This window comes from Reyranella sp., from assembly GCF_004297405.1.
In the GTDB taxonomy this organism is placed as follows: Bacteria; Pseudomonadota; Alphaproteobacteria; order Reyranellales; family Reyranellaceae; genus Reyranella.
Genome location: NZ_SCVC01000006.1, coordinates 597,514 through 622,100, shown reverse-complemented (window position 1 = coordinate 622,100; position 24,587 = coordinate 597,514). Strand labels below are relative to the sequence as shown.

The following is a 24,587-nucleotide window of genomic DNA, read 5'->3' as shown; positions in this document are numbered from 1 at the left end:
GCCCGGGAGAGACTATGCGCCTCATTTTGAACGTCGTGGCCCTCGTGGGCCTGATTGCGTTCCCGACTTTCGCCTTCGCTCAAGAACTTGCCCTCAAGCGGGTCATGCTGTCCTCGGGTGGCCTTGGCTACTTCGAGTACGAAGCCACCGTGGAAGGGGATGCCACCCTGAAGCTCACGGTTTCGCTCGGCCAAGTCGACGATGTGCTGAAGAGCCTCGTCGTCTATGACGACAAAGGTGGCGTCGGCGGTCTCAGCCTGCCGGGACGTGAACCACTTACCCAGGCCTTCAAGGATCTGCCGTTCGACCAGAATTCACTGGGCTCTCCCGCCGAGCTGCTGGCCGCTCTGAAAGGGGCCGAGATTACGGTCGGTGGTGGCCGCACACTCTCGGGCCGCGTCGTCTCGGTCGAGGAGGAGACGGTCACCCTGCCGGGCGACAAGGGCACCGCCAAGCGCACGCGTGTGACACTCTTTACCGATCGCGGCCTGCAGCAGTTCATCCTGGAGGATGCAGAAAACCTGCAGTTCGCCGACGCTGGTTTGCGCGCCAAGATCGGCCAGGCGTTGCTCGCAATCCAGAGCAACCGCGCCAAGGATGCCCGTACTCTCGAACTGGCGACTCGTGGCGACGGCAAACGCACGGTACGCGTCGCCTACATCGTCGAAGCGCCCGTGTGGAAAGCCTCCTATCGCCTGACCTTGCCAGCCGATGCGGCCGCGCCGCGCTCGGCGCTACAGGGTTGGGCCGTCGTCGAGAACCTGAGCGGCCAGGACTGGAAGGACGTCGAGCTCACCCTGGTATCGGGTCGCCCCGTGGCTTTCCGGCAAGCGCTGTACAACGCCTACTACGTGACGCGCCCCGAAGTGCCGGTCGAAGTCGCTGGTCGCCTGATGCCAGGTGTCGATCGTGGTGGTGTGATGGCCGATCAGCGGGCGAAGTCGATGCCGATGCCCGCGTCGCCGCAGTATAATCCCAGGCAGGAACGCATGGTTGCCCCAACGGCCGCACCGCCGCCGCCACCGGTTGCGATCGCTGAGGCGGCCGAACAGGTCGAGGCAACCGACGCCGCCACGCAGGTCATCTTCAAATTCCCGCGCGCCGTCAGTGTCGAGAACGGCCGCACCTTGTCGATCCCCATCATCGACCGTCAGGTGCCAGCCCAGCGGCTCGCGCTCTATACGGCCGATACGGCGGCGCGTAATCCTTTGGCCGCGATCCGCCTCACCAACGACGGCGAATCAGGCCTGCCGCCGGGCATCATCACGATCTACGAGCGCGACAAGGCGAACGCGGTCGCCTATGTCGGCGATGCCCGACTCTCCGGTTTCCCGACGGGCGAGACACGATTGCTTGCCTATGCGCTCGACGAGAAGATCGTCGTTGAACGTGACGTGGCGCAGACCGACCAACTCGCCACTGGCACCATCTCCCAGGGTGCACTACGGCTATCGCGCATCGTCCGGCAGACGACCGTCTATCGTGTGCGTGGTCCAGCCAAGGAGCCGCGCCAGCTCATTGTGGTGCAGCGTCGCCTTCCGGGCTGGACACTGACCAAGCCCGACGCCAAGAGCGTCGAGTTGAGTGAGGGCAATTATCGCATTCCGTTCCAGCTTCCGGGCGGCGACAAGACACAGACCTTCGAAGTCGTGCAGGAGCAGACACAGCAGCAAGAGGTGCGGCTGGTCGAAAGCGCTGCCGACCAGATTCGGGTCTATGCCCAGGCACGCGAATTCGATGCGAAGACACGCGACGCGCTGACCCGAGTGTTGCAACTCCAGCAGGCCGCTGCCGAGGCGCAACGCAAGGTGACGCAGGTCGACGGCGAACGGCAGCAGATCGTGCAGGAGCAGGCGCGGCTGCGCGACAATCTCGCCCGTGTGCCGGCAAACAGCGACCTGCAACGGCGCTATCTGGCGACCCTCGACAAGCAGGAGACCGACCTCGAGGCGATCGCCAAGCGTCGTGGCGAGGCAGAGAAGGGCGTTGAAGTGGCACGCGAGGCACTCAGGACCTACGTGGCATCGCTGGGCTGATCAGCCGGCCCGCAACGTCCTCACGGCGTCGTCGCGGCGGAACATGTAAAGCAGGGCGCGCAGCGCCTTGCCGCGCTCCGATTGCAAGTCGGGGTCGCGATCGATCACCAGCCGCGCATCGTCACGAGCCGCCTGTAGCAGCTCGCCATGGGCGGCGAGATCGGCGAGCCGCATATCGGGCAGGCCGCTCTGTCGTGTCCCCAGCAATTCTCCGGCGCCGCGCAGCCGCAGATCTTCTTCGGCGATGCGAAAGCCATCCTCGGTCTCGCGCATGATGGCGAGGCGTGCCTTGGCCGTCTCACCGAGGGGCTGGGCATAGAGCAACAGGCAGGTCGACTTGGCGCTGCCACGGCCGACGCGCCCGCGGAGCTGATGGAGCTGCGCCAGGCCAAAGCGCTCGGCATGCTCGATCACCATCACGGTCGCGGCCGACACGTCGACGCCGACTTCGATCACCGTCGTTGCCACCAGAATCGAAAGCCGCCCGTCGGCGAAAGCGGCCATCGTCGCCTCACGCTCCGCACTCTTCAGGCGGCCGTGCAGCAGCCCGACCTTGCCGGGAAAACGCTCACTTAGTAGGCGGAAGCGCTCCTCGACGTTGGCAAGGTCGATCTCCTCCGATTCCTCGATCAGCGGACAGACCCAGTAGACGCGCGCGCCGGTCGCGATCTGACGGCCGACCCCCTGTGCCACTTCGCCGATCCGCTCCAGGGGAATGGTGCGCGTGTCGATCGGCTGGCGGCCGGCCGGCTTCTCGGTGAGTTTCGAGACATCGAGATCGCCGTAGGCGGCCAGCATCAGGGTGCGCGGGATCGGCGTCGCGGTCATGACCAGGAGATCGACGGCATAGCCTTTCGACGAAAGTGCCATGCGCTGATGCACGCCGAAGCGATGCTGCTCGTCGACCACGGCCAGGGCGAGGTCGGCGAATTCGACGTCCTCCTGCACCAGCGCATGCGTGCCGACGACGAGGTGGATCGTGCCGTCGCTGAGGCCCTGCAAGGTCTCCTTCTTCTGCTTCTGGCCATCGCGTCCCGTCAGGAGGGCCAGCCGCACGCCAGCCGCCGCCGCGAGCGGCGCGATCGTGGCGTGATGCTGCCGGGCCAGCAGTTCCGTCGGCGCCATGAGGGCGGCCTGCGCGCCGGCCTCGGCGCAGATCAGCATGGCGAGCAGCGCCACCAAGGTCTTGCCGCTGCCGACATCGCCCTGCAGCAAGCGGATCATGCGCTCGGCCTTGCTCATGTCGGTCGCGATCTCCTCGACGGCCGTCTTCTGGCTCGCCGTGAGATCGAAGGGCAGGGAGGCAAGGACGGCCTTGCGCAGACGGCCATCGCCCTCTGTGGCGTGGCCCGCCAGCGTACGGTTGTGATGGCGCACCAGGGCGATCGCGAGCTGGCTCGCCAGCAGTTCGTCGAAGGCAAGCCTCGCCCGCGCCGGATGAATCGGCGACAGATCGCTTTCCTCGGCCGGCGCATGAGCGCGGGCGAGGGCGCTGTGCCAGCTCTGCCAGCGCTGCCGGGCGAGATAGGCCGCGTCCTGCCATTCGGGCAGTTCGGGCGCGCGCTCGACGGCGGCGGCAATGGCCTTCTGCACGGGCCTCTGCGTCAGGCCGGCGGTCAGCCCATAGACCGGCTCGACACGCAGCACGGTCTCGCGCTGCTCCAAGGGAACGACATGGTCGGGGTGCGTCATCTGCACCTCGCCCTGGTAGATCTCGACCTTGCCGCTCACCACGCGCGTCTCGCCGGGCGGCAGCAGTTTCCGGAGATAATCCTCGCGGCCATTGAAGTAGGTGAGGCAGAGACGCCCGGTCTCGTCGCTGCACCAGACGCGGTAGGGTTGGCGTGGGCTGTGCGGCACCAGATGCTCGTCGACGACGACGGTGAGCGTGGCGACTTCGCCCGCCTTGGCGCCGGCGACGTCGGGGGCGTTGCGCCGGTCGATCACCGCAAACGGCAGATGCCAAAGCAGATCAACCACCAGAGGCCCTGCAAGTTTCTCCACGAGCTTGCCCAGGCGCGGACCGATGCCGGGCAGCGCGGTGACTTGGGCGAAGAGGGGGGTGAGGCTCTGCGGACGCATGGTTGATAAGCTCTGCGGCCGCGTGACTTCGTCATCGCCGCCGCCTATATGCTACGCCCCTTTTCGGGCCGGACCTGGGGAAAACATGTCGGCTGCAGCGGGCGACGATCTCGAGACGCGGCGTAAGCGTCTGCTCTACCGCAGTGTCTATCGCGGCAACAAGGAGAACGACATCCTCCTTGGCCAGTTCGCGCGCGCCCATATCGCCGCGTTCGATGCTTCGGAGCTGGATCAGTACGAGCGCCTGCTCGCGGTCGGCGACAACGAGATCTACGACTGGGTCAGCGGCAAGGTCGCCGTCCCGCCGGAGAGCGATACGCCCGTCGTGCGCAAGCTGCTCGCGTTTCGCGTGAGGTTCTAGTGTCGCCGCCGCTTGCCGAACTCCTGGCCGCGATTCCCCGTAAGGCCGGGCGCTGGACCGTTGCCGGGTTGCCCGAAGGCGCCGATGCCCTGGTGCTGGCAGAGCTTGCACGCACCACCGGGGGCCGCGATATCCTGCACGTGGCGCGCGACGGCCAGCGGCTGGAACGACTGCAGGACGGCCTGCGCTTCTTCTCGCTCGAGCGCGAGGTGCTGGTCTTCCCGGCCTGGGATTGCCTGCCCTACGACCGGCTGTCGCCGCACCCCGATATCGTGGCCGAGCGATTGGAGACGCTGTCGCGCCTGGCAGCGCTTCGCAAGCCGGGTTCGCCCGGACGGATCATCCTGGCTTCAGTGGGCGCAGCCCTGCAGCGCGTGCCGCCCCGCAGCCTCTACGCCGAGGCCGCGACGACCCTGCGCAAGGGCCAGGCTCTCGATGTCAGCTGGCTCATCAAGTTCCTGGGTGAGAACGGCTATGGCCGCGCCGAGACGGTCATGGAGCCCGGCGAGTTTGCGGTCCGTGGCGGTCTGTTCGATCTCTTCCCGCCGGGCACGACTGAGCCGCTGCGCCTCGATCTGTTCGGCGATACGCTGGAGACGATCCGCTCCTTCGATCCGATGAGCCAGCTCTCGACCGGCAACCGCGACGAGGTCGTCCTGCTGCCGGTGAGCGAAGTTCTTCTGACGCCCGACAGCATCGAACGTTTCCGCGGTGGTTATCGCGAACTGTTCGGCAGTGTGACCGGTGACGACATCCTCTACGAGGCAGTCTCTGCCGGCCAGCGTCATGTCGGCGTCGAGCATTGGCTGCCGCTGTTCCACGAGCGTCTGGAGACGCTGCTCGACTATTGCCCGGAGGCCGTGGTTACGGCCGACCATGAGGCGAAGGAAGCCTTCCAGGCCCGCCACGAGCTGATCGTCGACTACTACGACGCGCGCCAGAAGACCGGGGCCAAGGGCGGCATGAGCGGGGGCGCCGACTACAAGCCGGTGCCACCGGAACGGCTCTACCTCAAGCCGTCGGAGTGGGAGCGGCTGCTCGAGGGTCACGCCGCCGCGCAGTTCACCACCTTCGATGCGACGCTGGGTACCCCGAATGCCATCGATCTTGGCGGTCGCCGGCACGAGGGCTTCGCCCAGGCGCGCACGGCGCAGGGCGTCAATCTCTTCGACAAGGTCGCCGAGCATGTGAAGGCGGCGAACGCCGCCGGCCGCCGCGTCGTGATCGCGGGCTACACCGACGGCTCGAGCAGCCGCCTCCAGCATCTACTGCAGGAGCACGGCGCCACGACACCTGTGCCCGTCGCCGACTATGCGATGGTGCAGGGCCTGCCGCCCGGTGCATTGGGCCTCGCGGTCTGGTCGCTGGAGCACGGTTTCGTGCTCGACGGGCTGGAGGTGATCGGCGAGGAGGACATTCTCGGCGATCGGCTCTCGCGTCCGGCCAAGAAGCGCCGGCCGTCCGAGCGGTTCATCGCCGAGGCGGCCGCCCTCAGCGACGGCGATCTCGTGGTCCATCGCGAGCACGGCGTCGGCCGCTACGAGGGATTGATTACGCTGGAGATCCAGAACGCACGCCACGACTGCCTGCGGCTCACCTACGAAGGTGGCGACAAGCTCTTCGTGCCCGTCGAGAACATCGACGTGCTGAGCCGCTACGGCTCGTCGGAGGAGGGCGCTGTCCTCGACCGCCTGGGTGGCGTGGCCTGGCAGTCGCGCAAGGCGAAGCTGAAGCAGCGCATTGCCGACATGGCGGACCGGCTGATCCAGATCGCGGCGGAACGCGCGGTGCGGCGCGGCGAGACCCTGAGCCCGCCCGAGGGCCTCTACGACGAATTCTGCGCCCGCTTCCCCTATACGGAGACCGACGACCAGCTCCAGGCGATCTCCGACGTCATCGAGGACCTGTCGTCGGGCAAGCCGATGGACCGGCTGATCTGCGGCGATGTCGGCTTCGGCAAGACCGAGGTGGCCCTGCGCGCGGCCTTCGTCGCGGCCCTGTCCGGCAAACAGGTCGCTGTCATCGGCCCGACGACCCTGCTGGCACGCCAGCATCATCGCAATTTTGTCGAACGCTTCCAGGGCATGCCCGTGCGCATCGGCCGCCTGTCGCGGCTGGTCGGAGCCAAGGAGGCCAAGGCCACCAAGGAGGCGATGAAAGAGGGCACCCTCGACATCGTGGTCGGCACTCATGCGCTGCTGGCCAAGAGCGTCGAGTTCAAGGATCTCGGCCTGCTGATCGTCGACGAAGAGCAGCATTTCGGTGTTGGCCACAAGGAGCGGCTGAAGGAGCTGCGCGCCGACGTCCATGTGCTGACGCTGACGGCGACGCCGATTCCGCGCACCCTGCAGCTTGCGCTGACCGGCGTGCGTGACATGAGCCTGATCGCCACGCCGCCGGTTGATCGCCTGGCCGTGCGCACCTTCGTGACGCCATTCGATGGCGTGACGATCCGCGAAGCGCTGCTGCGCGAGCAGTTCCGCGGCGGCCAGAGCTTCTACGTCTGTCCTCGCATCGAAGATCTGGCGGCCATCTCGGCCGAGTTGCGCGAGCTGGTGCCGGAGGTCCGCATGGCCATGGCACATGGCCGCCTGCCGCCAACGCAGATCGAGAACACCATGCAGGAGTTCGTCGAGGGCAAGTTCGACGTGCTGCTCTCGACCAATATCGTCGAAAGCGGCCTCGATATCCGTAACGCCAACACGATGATCATCCATCGCGCCGACATGTTCGGCCTGGCGCAGCTCTATCAGCTTCGAGGTCGCATCGGCCGCGGCAAGACCCGCGCTTATGCCTATCTCACCGTGCCACCGGGAAGAGCGCTGAACGAGGCAGCCGCCAAGCGGCTCGAAGTCATGCAGACGCTCGACACCTTGGGCGCAGGCTTCCAACTCGCCAGCCACGATCTCGACATCCGGGGCGCCGGCAACCTTCTGGGCGAGGAGCAGTCCGGCCACATCCGCGAAGTCGGCATCGAGCTTTACCAGCAGCTTCTCGAAGAGGCGGTGGCAGCGGCGCGCGACCGATCCCAGGAAGCGGAGCGGGCAGAATGGTCGCCGCAGCTCAACCTCGGCATTCCGGTGTTGATCCCCGAAGAGTATGTGCCGGACCTCTCGGTCCGCATGGGGCTCTATCGCCGTCTCGGTGGCCTCACCACCCAGGCCGAGATTGATTCCTTTGCCGCCGAGCTGGTGGATCGCTTCGGCAGGACGCCCGTCGAAGCGGAGTTCCTGCTGAACACGGTGGCGCTGAAACTGCTGTGCCGCGCCGCAGGCGTGGAGAAGATTGATGCCGGCGAAAAGGCGCTCGTCTTCTCTTTCCACGAGAACAAGTTCGCGCGGCCGGAAAGGCTGATCGGCTGGATCCAGAAGAACGCGCCGCTGGTCAAGCTCCGGCCCGACCACCGCGTGATCGTGCAGCGCGTTTGGGCCGACGAGCGGCAGCGGCTTTCCGGCGTGACATCGATCGTTTCTTCTTTGGCGAAGCTCGCCGCCTGACCACCGGTTTCTTCGGCTTCTTCTTCGCCGGCTTCTTCATCAGCGACCTGGCCGTGCGGCGTGCGCAGCGCAGCAGCCAGTCGCTGAGGCGCGTATCGCCTGAAGCACGGGCCAGCACCACGGCTCCGACCGCCAGGATGGCGACTGCCGTCGCGTCGGCATCCAGCCCTTTGCGGCCGCGCGCCTTGGCCAGCTCACCGATGACGGCATGCAGGACATTTGCATAGGCGAGCCGCGCAGGAAGCGTGGAACGCGCAATGTCGCCGGGCAGAGCGGCCAAGGTACAGGCGAGTGCATTGGCGGCAAGCTCTTCGCGGTCGAGATAGGCTTCGAGTGCGACCTCCGCGGACCCGCCGCGGACCTTCGGCAACAGCCCATGTCCCATGCGGACGATCTCGGCGAACAGGTCGTCCTTCGAGGTGAAATGGGCATAGAAGGCGCCGCGGGTTAGGCCGGCCGCCAGCATGATGTCGTCGATATTGGTCCCGGCATGGCCGCGCAGCCGGAAAAGCCGGGCGGCATGTTCGACGATCTCGGCCCTGGTCCGGGCCTTTCGGGCGGGGCTTTGCGGCATAATATGTCGATAATCATATCATATGATCATCGACATATCATCGACCGGAAACGAGTCTAGACCGTCGACTGAGCCGCACTTGTGGCGGCGTCGCGTTCGGCAAGATTGAAGACCTCGACGAAGGCGGAAGGCGGTTGCGCACCCGAGACGGCATATTTGCGGTTCACGATGAAGCAGGGCACGCCGTTGATGCCGAGGCGGCGGGCATAGACGTCGGAAGCGACGACCTCCTGACGGCCTTCGTCACTCGCGAGGTAGGCGCGGGCGCGCTCCTCTTCGATACCCGCACGGACCGCACATTCGATCAGGGTGTCGAGGTCGCCGATATCGAGGCCCTCTTCGAAATAGGCCTTGAACAACTCGGCCACGACCTCGTCCTGCCGTTCGATCTTGGCGCTCCAATGAACAAGGCGATGCGACAGCACCGTATTGGGCGTGCGCTTGATGCGCGAGAACTGGAACTCGATGCCAGCCTCGCGGCCGCTTTCGGCGATCGCCTGATAGATCTGGCGCGGACGGTCACCGCCGCCGAACTTCGCGCGCACATAGTCGTCCCGCGTCATGCCTTCGGAAGGCATGTCGGGGTTGAGCTGGAAGGGACGCCAGGCGACGGCAATGTCGGTGCGTCCGCTCTGCATCAGCGCGCGCTCGAAGCGGCGCTTGCCGATGTAACACCAGGGACAAATCGTGTCCGAAACGATGTCGACATAGATCATGCTGCGAGCTTACGCCTTTCGCGCCAGTGCAGGAAGAGAGCGGCCGCCACCACGAGCGCCAGGGCCACCGACGTAAGCCACGCCGCATTCCGCCAGCCACCGGACACAACGAGTGCGCCGGTGATCGGTGGCCCCAGCAGCGCACCGAGGTTGGAGCCCTGCATCAGGAGCCCCGTCGAGGCCCCAGCCAAGTCCGGCCGTGGCGTGTGGATCGGAATGGCCGTGAAGAGGGCGCCCGGCACGACACCGATGATCATCGAGTAAACGCCCGCCAGAACCAGACGCATCAGATCGGGTACACAATCGACGAAGATACCGGCGGCGCAGAACGCCATCGAGATTGCGGCGCCGACAATCATCGCAACCCTTGGCACGCCGTGATGCAACAGCCACCCGGCGGAAAGGTTACCGAGCGCATTCACCGCCGTGACCAGGGCCGTCACGATCGCCGCCGTCGACGCCGTAAATCCCAGGCGCTCGACCTGAAGGGTCGGCAGGAACCCCACCACGGCGAACCAGCAGCAGGAATAGGCGGCAAAGCAGAGAGCGATGGCGAGCGGTCCGCCACTCGTCGCCACCTCTCTCATCTCCGCCAGCACCGGATGGCGTCGCGCCGGCACGGGATCGAGTTCCTTTGCGGGTGCCGCGCGCAACAACAAGGCTACCAACATCACGGCCGCCGCGGCGGCTGCAACCAGCCAGATCACACGCCAGGAAGTGCCGGGCAGCACGAGAGCCGCGATCAGCATCATCGTGCCCGCACCGGCCGGCATATAGGTCGTCCACATCGCCATGACGATGCGCTGGTCGCGGGGCTGCGCGATCCGCAGCAGGAGAGCAGGGGCGGCGGCGGTAACCGCGATGAAGCCCAGCCCCTCGAAGACCCGGCCGACCATAAGCTGATCGACGCTTACCGCGAAGGCGCCCGCGAGACTCGCCGCGCAACAGAGTGCCGTGCCGAAGACGACCATCCGGCGATGGCCCATGCGGTCGGCGCTGAGCGCTATCGCCATGCCGCCTAGTGCCGTCATCAGGTTGACGGTCGACAACAACCAGCCGGCCTGCCGCAGGCTTGCGTCCAGGTCCTCACGGATCGAGGGCAGGGAGGGCGGCGCCTTGCCGACCTGGAACGCTGCGATGATGCCCGCCGCGACGAGCAGTCCGACCAGCGCCCAGGGCGTGCGCGGTGTGTTCAGTACTGCACCCGCGCCGTGATGGCGCCATCGACGATGAAGTTCGTCCCGGTCACGAACGAAGCCGGCGTGCCTGCAAGGAAGACGACGGTGTTTGCCACCTCTTGCGGCGTGCCCATGCGACCGAGCGGATTGCGCGCCAGCGAACGCTTGTAGCGCTCGCTGCCAGCGTCGCGCTGGCGGCCCCAGGTGTTGCCGTCTTCCAGAATGGTGCCAGGCGACACCATGTTGGCGCGGATACCTTTGGGCGCGAGATCGATGGCCAGAGACTTCACGAAAGGCACGAGTGCGGCCTTTACCGAGCGATAGGGCTGGGTCGGGCCGGACACTTCAACCAGCGACACCGTGCCGATGATCGTGAGCGTCGAACCGGCGCCCTGTTTCTCCAGGTGGGGCCGCACGTGATGCACGGAGTTCACGGTCGAGACGAGGTCGATCTCGATGGCCTTACGCCAGCCCTCGGTGTTGTCCTCGGTCCCGAGCGCACTCACGTTTGCCACGAAATGGTCGATCCCGCCTTCTGCGGCGAAGCCATCGACCCACTTCTTGAGTGCCTGGTTGTCGGTCACGTCCAGTGCCGTGCCCTGGACCCGGCCTTGCTTTGCCTGCCAGTCCTTCTCGCGTTCCTTCACGAGCTTCTCGTCGCGTGCGCAAAAGCCCACCACGGCGCCTTCGGCCAGGAAAGTATCGACGATGGCGCGGCCAATGCTCTTGGTGCCACCGGTTACCAGTACACGCTTGCCTTTGAGACCGAGGTCCATGTTTCCTCCGAACGGGTCGCTCGCCTATAAGGCCGGCATGAAACAGCGGAGCCATGGCCATGTCCAAGCGATTCGACCTTAGCGGCAAGGTGGCCCTCGTCACCGGCGCATCCTCGGGCCTCGGCGTCCATTTTGCGCGGACTCTCGCCGAAGCGGGTGCTGCGGTCGTCCTCGCCGCGCGACGTGCAGATCGGCTCGCGTCTCTACAGGCGGAACTGCAGAAGAACGGCGCGAAGGCTACGGCCGTGACGCTCGATGTGCAGTCGGGCGAGGCTGTTGCTGCAGCCTTCGATCAAGCCGAGAGCGCACTGGGCCCGGTCGACATCGTGGTGAACAATGCGGGCATCTCGATCGTGAAGCCGGCGCTGGAAATGCCCGAACAAGACTGGGACTCGGTGGTCGACACCAACCTGCGTGGCGCCTGGCTGGTGGCTCAGACCGCAGGAAAGCGTTGGGTCACCGCCAAGCGGCCCGGCACCATCGTCAACATTGCCTCCATCCTGGGCCTGCGCACTATCGGCCAGGTGGCGCCCTACAACGCCTCAAAGGCGGGGCTGATCCATCTGACGCGTGCGCTTGCCATGGAATGGGCGCGCCACCAGATCCGCGTCAATGCGATCTGCCCGGGCTATATCGAGACCGAAATGAACAGCGACTTCTGGAAGACGCCGGGTGGGCAACGTTTGATCGAGCGTATCCCGCAGCGCCGTATCGGCCAGCCTGAGCATCTCGACGGCGCGCTGCTGCTGTTGGCGTCGGAAGCCGGCGCCTTTATGACCGGCAGCGTGCTCACCGTCGACGGTGGCCACACGGTGAACTCGCTCTAAAGCTGGATGGCTCCATAGATTGGCGCCTTGCCCCAGACGAAGAGATCGTAGCCTGTTCTCAGGCCGAGCTTGAAGTACGGATCTTCTTCGACCAGGCGGACTGCTTCCGCCCGGTCCGAGACCTCGAGGACCCACAAGCCGCCACAGAACCATTCATCCGGTGAGGGCCGCAGACCTCCACCGATCTTGATCCTGTCGCTATGGGCGGCGAGATAGTCGAAGTGTTCCTTGTTGTGCTTCTTGCGAACCCAGTCGGCTGACGGATCGTCGCGAAAGAGGGCAACCCATCTCGCCATCGCGTCACCATCCGTTGATGCGGTCGTAGACGTCGACGACCGACTTGCCGCCGTCGAGGTCGCTGTCGACCACGTAGTAACGGTCGTAGGCCGCCGCGGTGATACAGGCGTGATTGGGAAGCACGCGGACGCGCGCGCCGACCGGCAGATTGCCGTAGGGCAGCGGCTCGTCGGCACCGACGAAGCCATGCTCCTGCGAGCAATCGACCACCGCCATGGCGCGCACCGGTGCATCGACGATCGTGCCGTAGCCAACCTTGGGCTGGAACTCCTGGGCGCTGATGTCCTTGGAGAGCGCCAGAGCCCCGGCATCGATCAGCAACTGGTTGCGGTGCGGATAGTGGCCGATCACCGAGGCCAGCACGGAGAGGGCGATGTCACCGGCACCGCAGGAGCCGATATACTCCTGGTCGAGGTCGTTGAAGACATAGACGCCTGGCCGCATCTCGGTGATGCCGGTGAAATCGCGCGACAGCATCGCCGTCGGTGTCGAACCACCCGAGACGATAGGGCAGGGAATGCCGGCAGCGCGCAGTTTCTCCGCCGCCGTGACGATCGCCAGCCGCTCCTGCTCGGCAATGGCTGCGATGCCGTCCGGCGTGCTCTGGTGATAGGAGTGGCCGGCATGGGTCATCACGCCCGCCAGCTCGACGCCTGGCGCCTCGTGCAGGACGCGGGCGATATCAAGCAGCCCCGGCAAGGCGGGGAAGGGCAGGCCGGCGCGGCCGGCGCCGCTGTCGATCTCGATGAAGACCGAGAATGTATTGCCGTCCGTCGCTGCCGCCGCGATTGCTTTGGCAACGGCGAGATTGTCGGTGACGACCCGCAGATTCACACCCTGGCGGCGCAGCTCACTCACGGCGGCGAGCTTCGACGGCACGATGCCGACGCCGTAGAGAATGTCCTTGAAGCCGCCGTCGGCGAAATAGCGCGCCTCGGCCAGGGTCGAGACGGTAATGCGACCGTCATGGCCTTCGACGGCCATACGGCCGACCTGAATCGACTTCGCGGTCTTGAGATGGGGCCGCAACATGACGCCTGCGTTACGCAGGCGCTCGCTCATGCGCTTGGTGTTGCGGCGCAGGATGGCGCGGTCAAGAATGAGGGCCGGCGTCGGCAGGTCGTCGATCGTCTGAGTGGACATGGGAACGAACCTAGCATGCCGATCGAGAACGAGCGCAAATTTGTCCTGAAGGATGACGGTAAGCTCGAAGCTCAGTTGGCCGGCCGGCCGGGCGTCTCACGCAACTTCCTGCGCCAAGCCTATCTCGATGCGCCGGGCCTGCGCATCCGCTCGATCGAGGCAGACGGCAAGACCGACCACGTCTTCACCTACAAACGCATGATCGATGGCCAGGTGGTCGAGATCGAGACCGGCCTCAGTGCTGTCGATTTCGCACGGCTGTGGACCCAACGCATCGAGAGCCTGCAGAAGGTCCGGTACTCCTGGGGGGAGGGTCGATTTCACTGGGATATCGACTTCTTCAGGCGCGACGACGGCTCGACCTACTTTGCGATGGCCGAAGTCGAGATGCCGGAGGAGGACATCGAGCCGCCGCCGCTGCCGGCCTGTTTGGCGGGCCATCTGCTGGGCATCGCCCCGGCAGGCGACCAGCGCTTCACTTCCAAGCGCATCGCCAACCAGGCTCACGCCGAGCAGCTGTTGGCCGATATCCTGCGCAAGGGCCGCGTCGACTGACTCAGGCGCGGCGTGGGCGGTTGCGCGGCACGGTGATGAGTTTCCACGGATCGGGAAGCTGGCCGACCGGGCAGTCGATCAGCATCGGTCCGCCCTTGGCGATGCCGCGCGCGATGGCAGTGCCCAGTTCTTCCGGGGAATTGGCGCGCACCGCGTCGATGCCGAAACTCTCGCCGAGCTTCACGAAGTCCGGGTTGCGCAGGTCCGAGGCGATGGTGCGGTTATTGAAGGACTGCTGCTGGATACGTCGCACATTGCCGTAGGCGCCATCGCTGAAGACGACCGCCACCACGCCGATCCCGTGCTGCGCCGCGGTTGCCATTTCCATGGCCGTGAACATGAATCCACCATCGCCGCTGATCGACACGACCGGCGTATCCGGTTTGGCCACCTTGGCGCCGAGTGAGGTCGCATAGCCCCACCCCAAGGTCCCCTGGTAGCCGGGAGAGAGAAAGGTGCGCGACTTGTAGGTCGGGTAGGCGAAGCGCGCGGCATAGCCCATCTGCGTCAGCTCATCGACCAGGATGCCGTCCTCGGGCAGTGCCTTGCGCAATGCCTCGAGGTAAGCGATCTGCGGTGACAAGGTCTCACGGATTGTCTTGTTCGCCGCCGCCTTCGTCTCGGCGACCTCGTCGGCGCGTCCGTTGCGCTTGCGATTGTGTCCGGCCAGGCGATTGGCCAGTGCCTTCAGGGTTGCCGTGGCGTCGCCCACGATGCCTATCTCTGGCTTGTGCTGGCGGTCCAGTTCCTCGCTGTCGACGTCGATGCGAATGATCTTCAGGGAAGGATCGACGCCCCAGTTCTGCTGCTGCGGTTGCAGACGCGTGCCGACGGCCAGCACGACATCGGCCTCGCCCCAGAAACGATAGCCGGCTGGCGCTGTAACGGAGAGCTTGTGCCGCCCGTCGATCACCCCCTGGCCCATGCGACCGGTCATCACCGGCGCGTCGAGCATTTCGGCGATGCGGGCCACGTGTTTGCCGGCACCTTGGGCGCCGCCGCCTACCACGATCATCGGCCGCTCCGCACTGCCCAGCAGCTTGGCGGCGCGTTCGACGGCTTCCTCGTCAACGGGGCAGGGATCGGGTGCTGCCGGCGTGCCCATCAGCTCGACCGGTGCGCGGCGCGCCCAGGTATCGAGCGCGCACTCGAGCGCCACCGGGCGCTGGCGGCCGGAAAGCAGACGGCGGAAGGCCTCGTTGACCAGTCCCGGAGCCGCCGCGGGCGAGGGAATACGGTCAGCCCACTTGGTGAGGCCGCGCATGATGGCGAGCTGGTCCGGCAGCTCGTGTAGCAAGCCGACATTGCGCCCAATCATCGACTGCTGGATCTGGCCGGTCAGCGCCAGCACGGGCGCGTTGACCGCATAGGCGGTCGAGAGCGCGGCCGTGGTGTTGAGGAAGCCGGGACCGGGGACCACGACATAAGCGGAAGGTTTGCCGGTCGCCATGGCATAACCCAGCGCCATGTAGGCACAGGCCTGCTCGTGGCGGGCGTGGATCGGCCGGATGGCATTGGTGCGATCGTAGAGGGCATCGAAGAACGCATCGTTCTGAACGCCGGGCAGGCAGAAGATCGTGTCGATGCCGTTCACTTCGAGCATCGATACGACAGCTTGCGCCGTGGAGAGTGTCTTCATGGAGTGGCCCGCCCTTTGTGGAAGCGGGAGCAACCATGCCGCTCAATGTCCGCGAAGGCTACTTCCCGCGCCTGCATATGAGAAATGATCCCGTGGGCCGGGAGATTTTTGAGGGCTCGTCGATCCCGTCATCGTCGACAGGATCGACGCTATTCCCTTCTTACTCTACGCGCGCGCCCGATGCCTTGATGATCGGCGCCAGCCGCGCTTCTTCGGAGTCGCGGTAGGCCGCAGTGTCGGCTGGAGAAGACCAGGTGGCTGTAGCGGCCAGGTCGAGGAACTTGGCCTTCAGGTCTTCGCTTTCCAGTGCCTTCTTCGAGAGCTCGGAAAGGCGCGCGATGATGTCGGGCGGCAGCTTGGCTGGGCCGGTCAGCGTGGTCCAGGAGTTGATGTCGAAGCCTGGCAATGTCTCCGCGATCGCCGGAACGTCGGGCACTACCGGCGTGCGCTCTTTGGACGTGACACCGAGTGGGCGCACCTTGCCCGGACGCGTCTGGGCCAGTGCTCCAGGAATGTTGTCGAAGATCATGTGGATCTGGCCGGCCAGAAGATCTTGCATCGCCGGTGCCGCGCCACGGTAGGGCACGTGGAGGATGTCGACGCCCGCCATCATCTTGAACAGTTCGCCGGAGAGATGGAGCGTCGTTCCGTTGCCCGCCGAGCCATAGGAGTACTTGCCGGGGTTCTTCTTCAGGAAGGCAATCAGCTCCGCGACCGTCTTCGCCGGTATGTCGAGATTGACGACCAGCATGTTAGGGAGCTGCCAGATCCTCGAGACGAAAGTGAAATCCGTCTTCGCATTGAACGGCAACTTGGCGTAGAGCGTCGGCGAGATCGCGTGGCTGGCAATGCCACCCAGACCCAGCGTGTAGCCGTCTGGTGGCGACTGCATCAGCGCCTCCATGCCGACATTGCCGCCCGAGCCGCCCCTGTTCTCGACAATCCATTGCTGCCCGCTCAGCTCCGACAGCTTGGCGCAGAAGAGACGTGAAAGCGTGTCGGTGGCACCGCCGGCGGGGAAGGGGTTGATGTAGCGGACGGCCTTGTTGGGATAGGTGCCTTGAGCTGAGACAATGGCGGGGGCGCCCAACACGGCCGCAGTCATTCCACCGGCAATGCCGCCGATGAGGGTACGACGTCCGATAACATTCCTTCGTTCAGTCATTTCATTTCCTCCCTTTTTTAAGTGACGAGAGCCTGCCAAAGCGCCCGGCTGCCGTCGACTGCAGTTTGTTGTCGATCGCCATGGCTTGCCACGCTCATACAAATGCCCGAAAAGGCGGTTTATTGGTGATTTTCGCCTATCGACTGCGGAGCTGTGGGAGCGCTGCGGTGGCACGAGGATGGATCATGTGGGGTTTCGCGCATCGAACGGCGTGGGCGTTGGCTGCCTGCGCCGTCGGTCTTGTATTCGGCAATGCGGCGGTGGTGGCGCAGCAGAAGCCGCAACCGCAACAGCCTGCCGCTGCGAACAAGACGCCCTCTCCAGCAGATGTCTGCTACGGCCTGACAGGTGCCGACGCTGCCACGAAGGTCGCTGCCTGCAGCGAGGCCATTACCAAGGGCACGTTGAGCGGGGGCGCGCTGGCACTGGCCTACCTCAATCGCGGTCTGGCCGAGAGCGGCCCCGACAGCGACAAGCGCTCCAAGGCTGACTATCGCCAGGCGATTAAGATCTTCACCGACGCAATCACCGTTTCGCCGCTCAACCCGCATCTCTATATTCAACGCGGTGTCGTCTACCAGACAATCGGTGAAGCCGACCGGGCGATCCTCGACTATAGCGACGCGATCCGGCTGGCACCGCGCGAGACCCTGCCGCTGATCAACCGCGGCGTCGTCCTCTACACCAGGAAGGACAACAACGAAGGCGCGATTGCCGATTTCAACGCGGCCATCAAGATCAATCAGCGCGAGATCAGCGCCTACGTCAACCGTGGCATCGTTCATCGCCGAAAGGGTGAACTCGACAAGGCGATCCAGGACTTCACCACGGCGATCAAGCTGCTGCCCGACAAGATCGAGCCCGTGCAAGTCAAGCTGGTGCCCGATTCGGTGACCAGCCAGCTCGCGCCGACTACGGACGACACCAAAAAGCGCATCGCCTTGCAGGGTGCCTTTGTCTATTTCCAGCGTGGGTTGGCCTGGTATGACAAGGCCGACTACAACAAGGCGATTGCCGACTTCACCGAATCGATCCGTCTCAACCCGCAGGATGCGGCGCCTTATGTCGGCCGCGGTGCGTCGTACATGTACAAGAACGACGTCCAAGCGGCGATTGCCGACTTCAGCACGGGTATCAAGCTGTCGCCTGGCCAGGCTTTCGCTCATGCGCAGCGTGGCATTGCCTACCACCGTATCGGCGACGCAGACCATGCGCTCGAGGACTATACGATCGCCCACGAGCTCACGCCCAAGGATCCGGGCCCGCTCGTCAATCGCGGCATCGTCTACTACACGAAGAAGGGTAAGTTCGACGAAGCGATCGCCGACTTCGACCTGGCGCTGAAGCTCAACCCGAAAGAAATCAACGCTCTGATCAACCGCGGCGTGACCTGGCGTCAGAAGAACGACGCTGACCGCGCCATTGCCGATTTCACCGAAGCAATCCGACTCGGTCTGCAGACCGCCGATATCCTGCGGTTGGCCCGCAAGAGTGGTTCAGCCCCGGATCCCGAAGTAGCGCAGACTGCCGATCAGGTCGCCAATGCCTACTATCAACGTGGCATGGCGATGATCGACAAGCAGGACTATGAGGCTGCCGTAAAGGATTTCGAGTCTGCGCTGGAGATCAACGAGAAGGATTCTCGACCCTATCTCGGTCGCGGCGCGGCCTATCTCAAGCTGGACCGGCCGAAGGACGCAAGAGCCGATCTGGAGCGGGCGATCAAGCTCGCTCCTGGTGTGGCTTCTGTCTATTTCGAGCGTGGCGCCGCTTACCATCGTGTCGACGACTACGACAATGCAATCGCCGACTACTCCGAAGCAATCAGGCTCGAGCCCAAGGAGCCACTGACCTACATCAATCGAGGCATGGCGTTGATCTTCAAGAACAAGGTCGACGACGCCATCGACGATTTCGATCGTGCCCTCAAGATCAGCCCGGACGACATCAATGCCCTGATACAGCGGGGGTTCGCTTACGGCCTCAAGAAGGATTTCCCCCGCGCCCTGGCCGATATCGGCGAAGCCTTGAAGCTTTCGCCGGGCAATCCGACGGCGCTGCTCTATCGCGCCCAGGTATTGGCGCTGCGCGGCGACGTGGCCAGGGCCATCGACGACTACAGCGATGCCCTGCGCACCGACAGCAACAATCCACGCATCTATGCCAGCCGCGCCGCGCTCTACAACAGCATCGGCGACTACAACCATGCGATCGACGATCTCAACCAGGCGATCAGACTGCGGCCCAAGGACCCCAACCCGTTCCTCAATCGCGGCATCGCCTATTTCAGCAAGAGCGACTATGCCAAGGCCATCAGCGACTATGACGAAGCGCTGAAGCTCGATCCGAAGATGGCACCGGCGCTCAACAATCGTTGTCTTACGCGGGCGGTGATGGGCCAGAACCTCGACGCGGCATTGGCTGACTGCAGCGAGGCCTTGAAGCTGCAGCCAGACGATCCGTATACACACGACAATCTCGGCCTGATCTACCTGAAACAGCAGCAATACGCCAAAGCCATCGCCGAGTACGATGCCTCGCTCAAACTCGATCCCAACCGCGCCCGTGCTCTCTATGGTCGTGGTCTGGCCCGTTCAAAAAAGGACGAGGGACCTGCCGGTGCTGCCGATATGTCAGCGGCTATTGGCATCCAGCCGAACATCAGTAACGAATTCAATCGCTACGGCGTGCGCTAAGCCAGAAGGCGCAACCCCTCACGTACGATCCCGGCATCGGTCCCCGTAAGGAGACCGTCGATCTCACCCTGGGTGCGCCGCCAGATCGGCAGCGCGTCATGCAGCAGCGTGCGGCCAGCCGCCGTCAAGATCACCAAACGACCTCGGCGGTCCGCGGGATCCACCTTGGTGTTCACCAGACCTCGGCGCTCCAGGGGCTTCAGGTTTGCTGTGAGCGTGGTGCGGTCCATCGCCAGCAATGCTGCGATGGAACCGATCGAGGGCGGGGCGGGTTGATTGAGCGACATCAGTAGGGAGAACTGACCGCTGGTCAGTCCGACTAGACGCAATGCCTCGTCGAAACGGCGCGCCAGGGTACGGGCCACGCGCTGAGCCGCCAAGCACAGGCAGTGGTCGCGCACATATTCCGTCGTCTCGAAGGTGACGGTTTCGAACTTTGACATGATGTATTTATGTTGATATCAACCTATTACGTCAAGACCCAATCCCACAGCAGGAGTAGAGCATGTCTTATGTGAGCGGATTCGTTGTCGCTGTCCCCGCGGCCAACAAGGAGACCTATCGCAAGCACGCTGCTGAAGCGGCGCCCCTGTTCAAGGAATTCGGCGCGACCCGTATGGTCGAGGCGTGGGGTGACGACGTGCCGGACGGCAAGGTCACCGATTTCAAGGGAGCGGTGAAGGCCAAGCCAGACGAAGTCGTCGTCTTTTCCTGGCTCGAGTTCCCCAGCAAGGAAGCGCACGACGCAGCGAACACCAAGATGATGAGCGACCCGCGCATGAAGGACATGGGCAGCAACATGCCCTTCGACGGCCAGCGCATGATCTACGGCGGCTTCGCCTCCCTGGTCGACGAGCGTGCAGCGGGCAAGACGGGTTACGTCGACGGTTGCCTCGTGCCAGTGCCGGCCGGCAACAAAGAGGCCTATCGCGATATGGCGACCAAGACCGCGGCTCTGTTCAAGGAATTCGGCGCCGTCCGCGTCGTCGAGGCCTGGGGCGATGCTGTGCCTGACGGCAAGGTCACCGATTTCAAGGGCGCGGTGAAGGCAACTGGTGACGAGCAGGTCGTTTATTCCTGGATCGAGTGGCCTTCCAAGGCAGTACGCGACGCCGGCTGGGAGAAGATGATGGCCGATTCCCGTATGCAGGGCCGGGCGATGCCGTTCGATGGCAAGCGCATGATCTATGGCGGTTTCGCCCCGATCCTCGACGTCTAAGACAAGCTTTGTTGGGAACCGGGCAGCCAAAAGCTGCCCGGTTTCACATCCCGACCCTTCCAACCGCTGCTCAAAACGGAACCCGAAGGCACACGCTGCTTGCCGTCGGGTGACGTCCCGCCTTAGCCTGCCCTCAAGAACGCAACGACGCGCACAAGCGCGCGGGATGGAAAGGGCTGCAGCAGCATGACCGATATTCAGTATTTGGCACCGCGGACGCTCGACGAGGCAGTGCAGGCCTTCGCCGCCAGTTCGGGGAAGGGGCGCATCCTGGCCGGCGGCACCGACCTGCTGGTGCAGATGCGTGCCGGCACGGTGACGCCGCACACCATCATCGACATCAAGAAGATCGGCGAGATGACCGCCATCGAGGAGACCGCGGGCGGCGGCTTTCGCGTCGGCGCCGGCGTATCGGGCGCGATACTGCGTGAGCATCCAAAGCTCAAGAAGGTCTGGCCGGGCGTCGTGGAGGCCGCGAACCTGATCGGTTCGACGCAGATCCAGGGACGCGCCACGGCAGGCGGCAATCTCTGCAACGGTTCGCCGGCGGGCGACAGCGTGCCGGCCATGGTCGCAGCCGGCGCCATCGTCACGATCCAGGGGCCGAAGGGCAGGCGAGAGCTGCCCGTCGAAGCGGTGCCCAAGGGACCGGGTCGCCTGAACCTCGAACCCGGCGAGATCGTCGTCAGCTTCACGCTGCCGGCGCGGCCCAAGGGATCGAGCGATGCCTATCTGCGCATGATCCCGCGCACCGAGATGGATATCGCGGTCGTTGGTTGTGGAGTCAGCCTGACCCTGGAGAAGGGCGTCTGCACCGCCGCCCGCGTCGGCCTGGGCGCCGTCGCACCGACCGTGTTGTTGGTCGAGGGCGCCGCCAAGGCGCTCATCGGTTCGAAGCTGGACGAAGCGGCACTCGACAAGGCCGCCAATGCCTGCCGCGCCGCCTGCCGTCCCATCGACGACAAGCGCGGCACCATTGCTTACCGCACCCAGATCGCGGGCGTGCTGCTGAAGCGCACCGCGGCGATTGCCGCCGAGCGCGCCGGAAGGAACTGAACACATGGCCAAGCTGCACGTTTCCACCACCATCAACGGCGAGCCGCAGGAATTCCTGTGCGATGCCGACCAGAGCATGCTCGATGTGCTGCGCGGGCCACTCGGTCTCACCGGCAGCAAGGAGGGTTGCGGTTCGGGTGATTGCGGCGCCTGCTCGATCACACTCGACGGACGGCTCGTCTGCTCCTGCCTGATGCTCGCGGCCGAGGCCGAGGGCCGGCAGATCGCCACGATCGAAGGCATGGCGGGTGAGGAGCTTCACCCGCTGCAGACCAAGTTCCTCGAGATGGCGGCGCTCCAGTGCGGCATCTGCACGCCGGGCGTGCTGATGGCGGCGAAGTCGCTGCTCGAGCGCAATCCAGATCCGACCGAGCACGAGGTCCGCTTCTGGCTGGCCGGCAATCTCTGCCGCTGCACGGGTTACGACAAGATCGTCCGCGCCGTGATGGAAACGGCTGCCGACATGAGGGGAGGCGCACGATGAGCACCACCACAACGACTACCGCGGGCGACGACAACAAGTGGATCGGCAAGCGCACGGTCCGCCCCGACGGCGCCGACAAGGTGACCGGCCGCGCCGCCTACGCTGCCGACACCAACATGCCCGGCATGATCTGGGGCAAGGTGCTGCGTAGCCCGCATCCGCACGCCCGCATCAAGTCGATCAACACCGCCAAGGCGGAAGCCCATCCCGGTGTGAAGGCCGTGGTGACGGCCAAGGATGTCGTGGATTTCCCGATCGCCAAGTCGGTGATGCTGGGCATCCAGGACATGCGCTGGATGTGCCGCAATGTCATGGCGCGCGAGAAGGCGCTGTTCGTCGGCCATCCGGTGGCCGCGGTCGCCGCGACCTCGGAGAAGATCGCGGCCGAGGCCTGCAAGCTGATCGAGGTCGAGTACGAAGTGCTGCCCTTCGTCATCGACGTCGAGGAAGCGATGAAGCCCGACGCGCCGGTCCTGCACGACCACATCACCTTCGAAGGCAAGCCTTCCAACATCGCCGGCAAGCTGGAACACAAGCTCGGCGACGTGGGCGAGGGCTTCGCCAAGGCCGACGTGATCATCGAGCGTTCGTTCCGTACCCAGCCCGTGCACCAGGGCTATATCGAGCCGCACGCTTGCCTGGTCAGCGTCTCCGACGGCAAGGCCACGATCTGGAGTTCGAGCCAGGGCCAGTTCATGGTCCGCGCCATGTGCGCCTATCTGACGGGCATCCCGCAGAACGACATCCGCGCCATTCCCGCTGAGATCGGCGGCGGCTTCGGCGGTAAGACCATCGTCTATCTCGAACCAGTGGCGACGCTGCTGGCCAAGAAGTCCGGCCGTCCGGTGAAGATGGCGATGACGCGCACCGAGGTATTCCATGCCTCGGGTCCGACCTCGGGCTCCTACAGCAAGGTCAAGCTCGGCGCGACCAAGGACGGCAAGATCGTCGCCGGCGAGGGTACCTATTGCCTGCAGGCGGGCGCGCTGCCGGGTTCGCCGATCCGCGGCGCCGCGGGCTGCGCCTTCGCGCCCTACGACATCCCCAATGTCCATTCCGTTGGCTACGACGTGGTGTCCAACCGCTCCAAGGTCGCGGCCTATCGCGCGCCTGGTGCGCCGATCGGTGCCTATGCCGTCGAATGCGTGATGGACGAGTTGGCCGAAGCGTTGAAAATGGATCCGCTGCAGCTCCGGTTGAAGAATGCCGCGAAGCAGGGGACCAAGGCGGCGCACGGGCCGACCTTCCCGCGCATCGGCTTCGTCGAGACAATCGAAGAGGCAATTGCCCATCCGCACTACAAGACACCGCTCGCCAAGCCCAAGAACGGCGTGCTGCACGGCCGCGGCGTGGCCAGCGGCTTCTGGTTCAACGCCGGCGGCGAGTCGAGCGCGCAAGTGAACGTCAACGAGGACGGCACAGTAGTGGTGATCACCGGCCATCCCGACATTGGCGGCAGCCGCGCCTCCACGGCCAACATCGTGGCCGAGGTGCTGGGCATCGACTACCGCAAGGTCTCGGTGCTGATCGGGGACACCAGCGTGATCGGCTTCAGCAACCTGACCGGCGGCAGCCGCGTCACCTATGCCTCGGCAATGGTGGTCACGCAGTCGACCGAGAACGTGATCGGCCAGCTCAAGGCGCGCGCCGCCAAGATCTGGAAGATCGATCCAGAGGCGGTGATCTGGGAGAATGGCGAGGCACGGCCGGCCGGCGACAACGCCGGCAAGTTCGAACCGATGACGCTCGGCCAGCTCGCGGCCCAAGCCAATGCCACCGGCGGCCCGATCGGCGCCGGCACGCAGCTCAACACCACGGGCGCCGAAGGCGGCTTCGCCACGCACGTCTGCGACGTCGAGGTCGATCCCGAACTCGGTATCGTGCGGGTGTTGCGTTACACCTCGTTCCAGGATGTCGGTCGCGCCATCCATCCGGGTTACGTCGAAGGCCAGATGCAGGGCGGTGCCGCCCAGGGCATCGGGTGGGCACTGAGCGAGGAATACATCTACGACAAGAACGGCAAGCTCGATAACCCGAGCTTCCTCGACTACCGCATGCCGGTGACCTCCGACCTGCCGATGCTCGACACGGTGATCATCGAGGTCCCGAACCCCAAGCATCCGCAAGGTGTGCGCGGCGTCGGTGAGGTGCCGCTGGTGCCGCCGCTGGCCGCTGTGTCGAATGCGATCCACAATGCGCTCGGCCAGCGCTTCTACAGCCTGCCCATGTCGCCGCCGAAGGTGCTGGCGGCGCTGGAGAGCAAGACGGCCAAGGCCGCCTAGAGCA

The 24,587-nt window shown here is 65.0% G+C and carries 20 protein-coding genes; 10 read left to right on the top strand and 10 right to left on the bottom strand.

Annotated elements, in window-relative coordinates; translation table 11 throughout:
- Window positions 1-14: 14 nt before the first annotated feature.
- Complete coding sequence (locus EPO50_RS05310) at window positions 15-2,036, top strand: DUF4139 domain-containing protein (RefSeq protein WP_296341704.1); 2,022 nt, start codon at window positions 15-17, stop codon at window positions 2,034-2,036.
- Here EPO50_RS05310 and recG read toward each other — a convergent pair whose 3' ends face one another.
- Window positions 2,037-4,118: an ATP-dependent DNA helicase RecG gene (gene recG, locus EPO50_RS05305; RefSeq protein WP_296341702.1), complete on the bottom strand. Its 2,082-nt coding sequence runs from the start codon at window positions 4,116-4,118 to the stop codon at window positions 2,037-2,039.
- An 85-nt stretch (window positions 4,119-4,203) separates the two neighbouring features.
- Here recG and EPO50_RS05300 point away from each other — a divergent pair, with 85 nt between their 5' ends.
- Together EPO50_RS05300 and mfd are read left to right on the top strand one after the other, a co-directional pair.
- Window positions 4,204-4,479 (top strand): succinate dehydrogenase assembly factor 2, encoded by a 276-nt coding sequence (locus EPO50_RS05300; protein WP_296341698.1) that lies wholly within the window; start codon window positions 4,204-4,206, stop codon window positions 4,477-4,479.
- Window positions 4,479-7,976: a transcription-repair coupling factor gene (mfd, locus tag EPO50_RS05295; RefSeq protein WP_296341696.1), complete on the top strand. Its 3,498-nt coding sequence runs from the start codon at window positions 4,479-4,481 to the stop codon at window positions 7,974-7,976. Before EPO50_RS05300 ends, mfd begins: the two co-directional genes overlap by 1 nt.
- Here the strand turns inward: mfd and EPO50_RS05290 are convergent.
- Genes EPO50_RS05290 through EPO50_RS05275 form a run of 4 tightly spaced genes read right to left on the bottom strand, consistent with a single transcriptional unit; the run spans window position 7,864 to window position 11,220 of the window.
- Window positions 7,864-8,550, bottom strand: a complete 687-nt coding sequence (locus EPO50_RS05290; protein WP_296341695.1) for a TetR/AcrR family transcriptional regulator — start codon at window positions 8,548-8,550, stop codon at window positions 7,864-7,866. The two genes, mfd and EPO50_RS05290, sit on opposite strands and share 113 nt — an antisense overlap.
- Window positions 8,551-8,606: 56 nt before the next feature.
- Window positions 8,607-9,266: a DsbA family oxidoreductase gene (locus EPO50_RS05285; protein ID WP_296341693.1), complete on the bottom strand. Its 660-nt coding sequence runs from the start codon at window positions 9,264-9,266 to the stop codon at window positions 8,607-8,609.
- On the bottom strand, window positions 9,263-10,408 hold the full coding sequence (locus EPO50_RS05280) for a CynX/NimT family MFS transporter (RefSeq protein ID WP_367268031.1): 1,146 nt from the start codon (window positions 10,406-10,408) through the stop codon (window positions 9,263-9,265). The genes EPO50_RS05285 and EPO50_RS05280 overlap by 4 nt, the downstream gene beginning before the upstream one ends.
- A gap of 50 nt (window positions 10,409-10,458) precedes the next feature.
- Entirely contained in the window at window positions 10,459-11,220 is a 762-nt protein-coding gene (locus EPO50_RS05275) for an SDR family oxidoreductase (protein ID WP_296341691.1), read from the bottom strand.
- Window positions 11,221-11,279: 59 nt separating this feature from the next.
- Between EPO50_RS05275 and EPO50_RS05270 the strand changes: the two genes are divergently transcribed.
- Window positions 11,280-12,047, top strand: a complete 768-nt coding sequence (locus EPO50_RS05270) for a glucose 1-dehydrogenase (protein WP_296341689.1) — start codon at window positions 11,280-11,282, stop codon at window positions 12,045-12,047.
- On the opposite strand, the gene EPO50_RS05265 is transcribed toward EPO50_RS05270, so the two are convergent.
- Both EPO50_RS05265 and EPO50_RS05260 read right to left on the bottom strand, forming a co-directional pair.
- On the bottom strand, window positions 12,044-12,343 hold the full coding sequence (locus EPO50_RS05265; RefSeq protein ID WP_296341687.1) for a YciI family protein: 300 nt from the start codon (window positions 12,341-12,343) through the stop codon (window positions 12,044-12,046). The genes EPO50_RS05270 and EPO50_RS05265 overlap by 4 nt on opposite strands.
- 4 nt (window positions 12,344-12,347) lie before the next feature.
- Window positions 12,348-13,487, bottom strand: a complete 1,140-nt coding sequence (locus tag EPO50_RS05260; protein WP_296341685.1) for an alanine racemase — start codon at window positions 13,485-13,487, stop codon at window positions 12,348-12,350.
- 15 nt (window positions 13,488-13,502) lie between these two features.
- Here EPO50_RS05260 and EPO50_RS05255 point away from each other — a divergent pair, with 15 nt between their 5' ends.
- Window positions 13,503-14,042, top strand: a complete 540-nt coding sequence (locus EPO50_RS05255) for a hypothetical protein (RefSeq protein WP_296341683.1) — start codon at window positions 13,503-13,505, stop codon at window positions 14,040-14,042.
- Between the two features lies 1 nt (window position 14,043).
- On the opposite strand, the gene EPO50_RS05250 is transcribed toward EPO50_RS05255, so the two are convergent.
- Complete coding sequence (locus EPO50_RS05250; protein WP_296341681.1) at window positions 14,044-15,681, bottom strand: thiamine pyrophosphate-dependent enzyme; 1,638 nt, start codon at window positions 15,679-15,681, stop codon at window positions 14,044-14,046.
- Between the two features lie 160 nt (window positions 15,682-15,841).
- Window positions 15,842-16,846 carry a tripartite tricarboxylate transporter substrate binding protein gene (locus EPO50_RS05245; RefSeq protein WP_296341679.1) on the bottom strand — a complete coding sequence of 335 codons (1,005 nt, stop codon included), beginning with the start codon at window positions 16,844-16,846 and terminating at the stop codon, window positions 15,842-15,844.
- Window positions 16,847-17,031: 185 nt separating this feature from the next.
- On the opposite strand from EPO50_RS05245, the gene EPO50_RS05240 reads away from it, so the two are divergent.
- Complete coding sequence (locus EPO50_RS05240) at window positions 17,032-19,542, top strand: tetratricopeptide repeat protein (protein WP_296341677.1); 2,511 nt, start codon at window positions 17,032-17,034, stop codon at window positions 19,540-19,542.
- On the opposite strand, the gene EPO50_RS05235 is transcribed toward EPO50_RS05240, so the two are convergent.
- Window positions 19,539-19,985 carry a MarR family winged helix-turn-helix transcriptional regulator gene (locus EPO50_RS05235; protein WP_296341676.1) on the bottom strand — a complete coding sequence of 149 codons (447 nt, stop codon included), beginning with the start codon at window positions 19,983-19,985 and terminating at the stop codon, window positions 19,539-19,541. The two genes, EPO50_RS05240 and EPO50_RS05235, sit on opposite strands and share 4 nt — an antisense overlap.
- Before the next feature lie 62 nt (window positions 19,986-20,047).
- On the opposite strand from EPO50_RS05235, the gene EPO50_RS05230 reads away from it, so the two are divergent.
- The 4 genes from EPO50_RS05230 to EPO50_RS05215 all read left to right on the top strand — a co-directional run bounded on the left by EPO50_RS05230 (window position 20,048) and on the right by EPO50_RS05215 (window position 24,583).
- Complete coding sequence (locus EPO50_RS05230; protein ID WP_296341674.1) at window positions 20,048-20,761, top strand: DUF1428 domain-containing protein; 714 nt, start codon at window positions 20,048-20,050, stop codon at window positions 20,759-20,761.
- A gap of 195 nt (window positions 20,762-20,956) precedes the next feature.
- Window positions 20,957-21,817 (top strand): xanthine dehydrogenase family protein subunit M, encoded by an 861-nt coding sequence (locus EPO50_RS05225; protein ID WP_296342337.1) that lies wholly within the window; start codon window positions 20,957-20,959, stop codon window positions 21,815-21,817.
- 4 nt (window positions 21,818-21,821) lie between these two features.
- Window positions 21,822-22,301: a (2Fe-2S)-binding protein gene (locus EPO50_RS05220; RefSeq protein ID WP_296341672.1), complete on the top strand. Its 480-nt coding sequence runs from the start codon at window positions 21,822-21,824 to the stop codon at window positions 22,299-22,301.
- Window positions 22,298-24,583, top strand: a complete 2,286-nt coding sequence (locus EPO50_RS05215) for a xanthine dehydrogenase family protein molybdopterin-binding subunit (protein WP_296341670.1) — start codon at window positions 22,298-22,300, stop codon at window positions 24,581-24,583. Before EPO50_RS05220 ends, EPO50_RS05215 begins: the two co-directional genes overlap by 4 nt.
- Window positions 24,584-24,587: the final 4 nt, after the last annotated feature.

What these genes read in the sequence shown, in the direction of transcription:
- EPO50_RS05235 (WP_296341676.1), bottom strand. Translation starts at nt 19,985, where the DNA reads ATGTCAAAGTTCGAAACCGTCACCTTCGAGACGACGGAATATGTGCGC.
- EPO50_RS05215 (WP_296341670.1), top strand. Translation starts at nt 22,298, where the DNA reads ATGAGCACCACCACAACGACTACCGCGGGCGACGACAACAAGTGGATC.
- EPO50_RS05255 (WP_296341683.1), top strand. Translation starts at nt 13,503, where the DNA reads ATGCCGATCGAGAACGAGCGCAAATTTGTCCTGAAGGATGACGGTAAG.
- EPO50_RS05275 (WP_296341691.1), bottom strand. Translation starts at nt 11,220, where the DNA reads ATGGACCTCGGTCTCAAAGGCAAGCGTGTACTGGTAACCGGTGGCACC.
- EPO50_RS05310 (WP_296341704.1), top strand. Translation starts at nt 15, where the DNA reads ATGCGCCTCATTTTGAACGTCGTGGCCCTCGTGGGCCTGATTGCGTTC.
- EPO50_RS05285 (WP_296341693.1), bottom strand. Translation starts at nt 9,266, where the DNA reads ATGATCTATGTCGACATCGTTTCGGACACGATTTGTCCCTGGTGTTAC.
- EPO50_RS05260 (WP_296341685.1), bottom strand. Translation starts at nt 13,487, where the DNA reads ATGTCCACTCAGACGATCGACGACCTGCCGACGCCGGCCCTCATTCTT.
- EPO50_RS05240 (WP_296341677.1), top strand. Translation starts at nt 17,032, where the DNA reads ATGTGGGGTTTCGCGCATCGAACGGCGTGGGCGTTGGCTGCCTGCGCC.
- recG (WP_296341702.1), bottom strand. Translation starts at nt 4,118, where the DNA reads ATGCGTCCGCAGAGCCTCACCCCCCTCTTCGCCCAAGTCACCGCGCTG.
- EPO50_RS05265 (WP_296341687.1), bottom strand. Translation starts at nt 12,343, where the DNA reads ATGGCGAGATGGGTTGCCCTCTTTCGCGACGATCCGTCAGCCGACTGG.
- EPO50_RS05220 (WP_296341672.1), top strand. Translation starts at nt 21,822, where the DNA reads ATGGCCAAGCTGCACGTTTCCACCACCATCAACGGCGAGCCGCAGGAA.
- EPO50_RS05230 (WP_296341674.1), top strand. Translation starts at nt 20,048, where the DNA reads ATGTCTTATGTGAGCGGATTCGTTGTCGCTGTCCCCGCGGCCAACAAG.
- EPO50_RS05300 (WP_296341698.1), top strand. Translation starts at nt 4,204, where the DNA reads ATGTCGGCTGCAGCGGGCGACGATCTCGAGACGCGGCGTAAGCGTCTG.
- EPO50_RS05290 (WP_296341695.1), bottom strand. Translation starts at nt 8,550, where the DNA reads ATGCCGCAAAGCCCCGCCCGAAAGGCCCGGACCAGGGCCGAGATCGTC.
- EPO50_RS05270 (WP_296341689.1), top strand. Translation starts at nt 11,280, where the DNA reads ATGTCCAAGCGATTCGACCTTAGCGGCAAGGTGGCCCTCGTCACCGGC.
- EPO50_RS05250 (WP_296341681.1), bottom strand. Translation starts at nt 15,681, where the DNA reads ATGAAGACACTCTCCACGGCGCAAGCTGTCGTATCGATGCTCGAAGTG.
- EPO50_RS05245 (WP_296341679.1), bottom strand. Translation starts at nt 16,846, where the DNA reads ATGACTGAACGAAGGAATGTTATCGGACGTCGTACCCTCATCGGCGGC.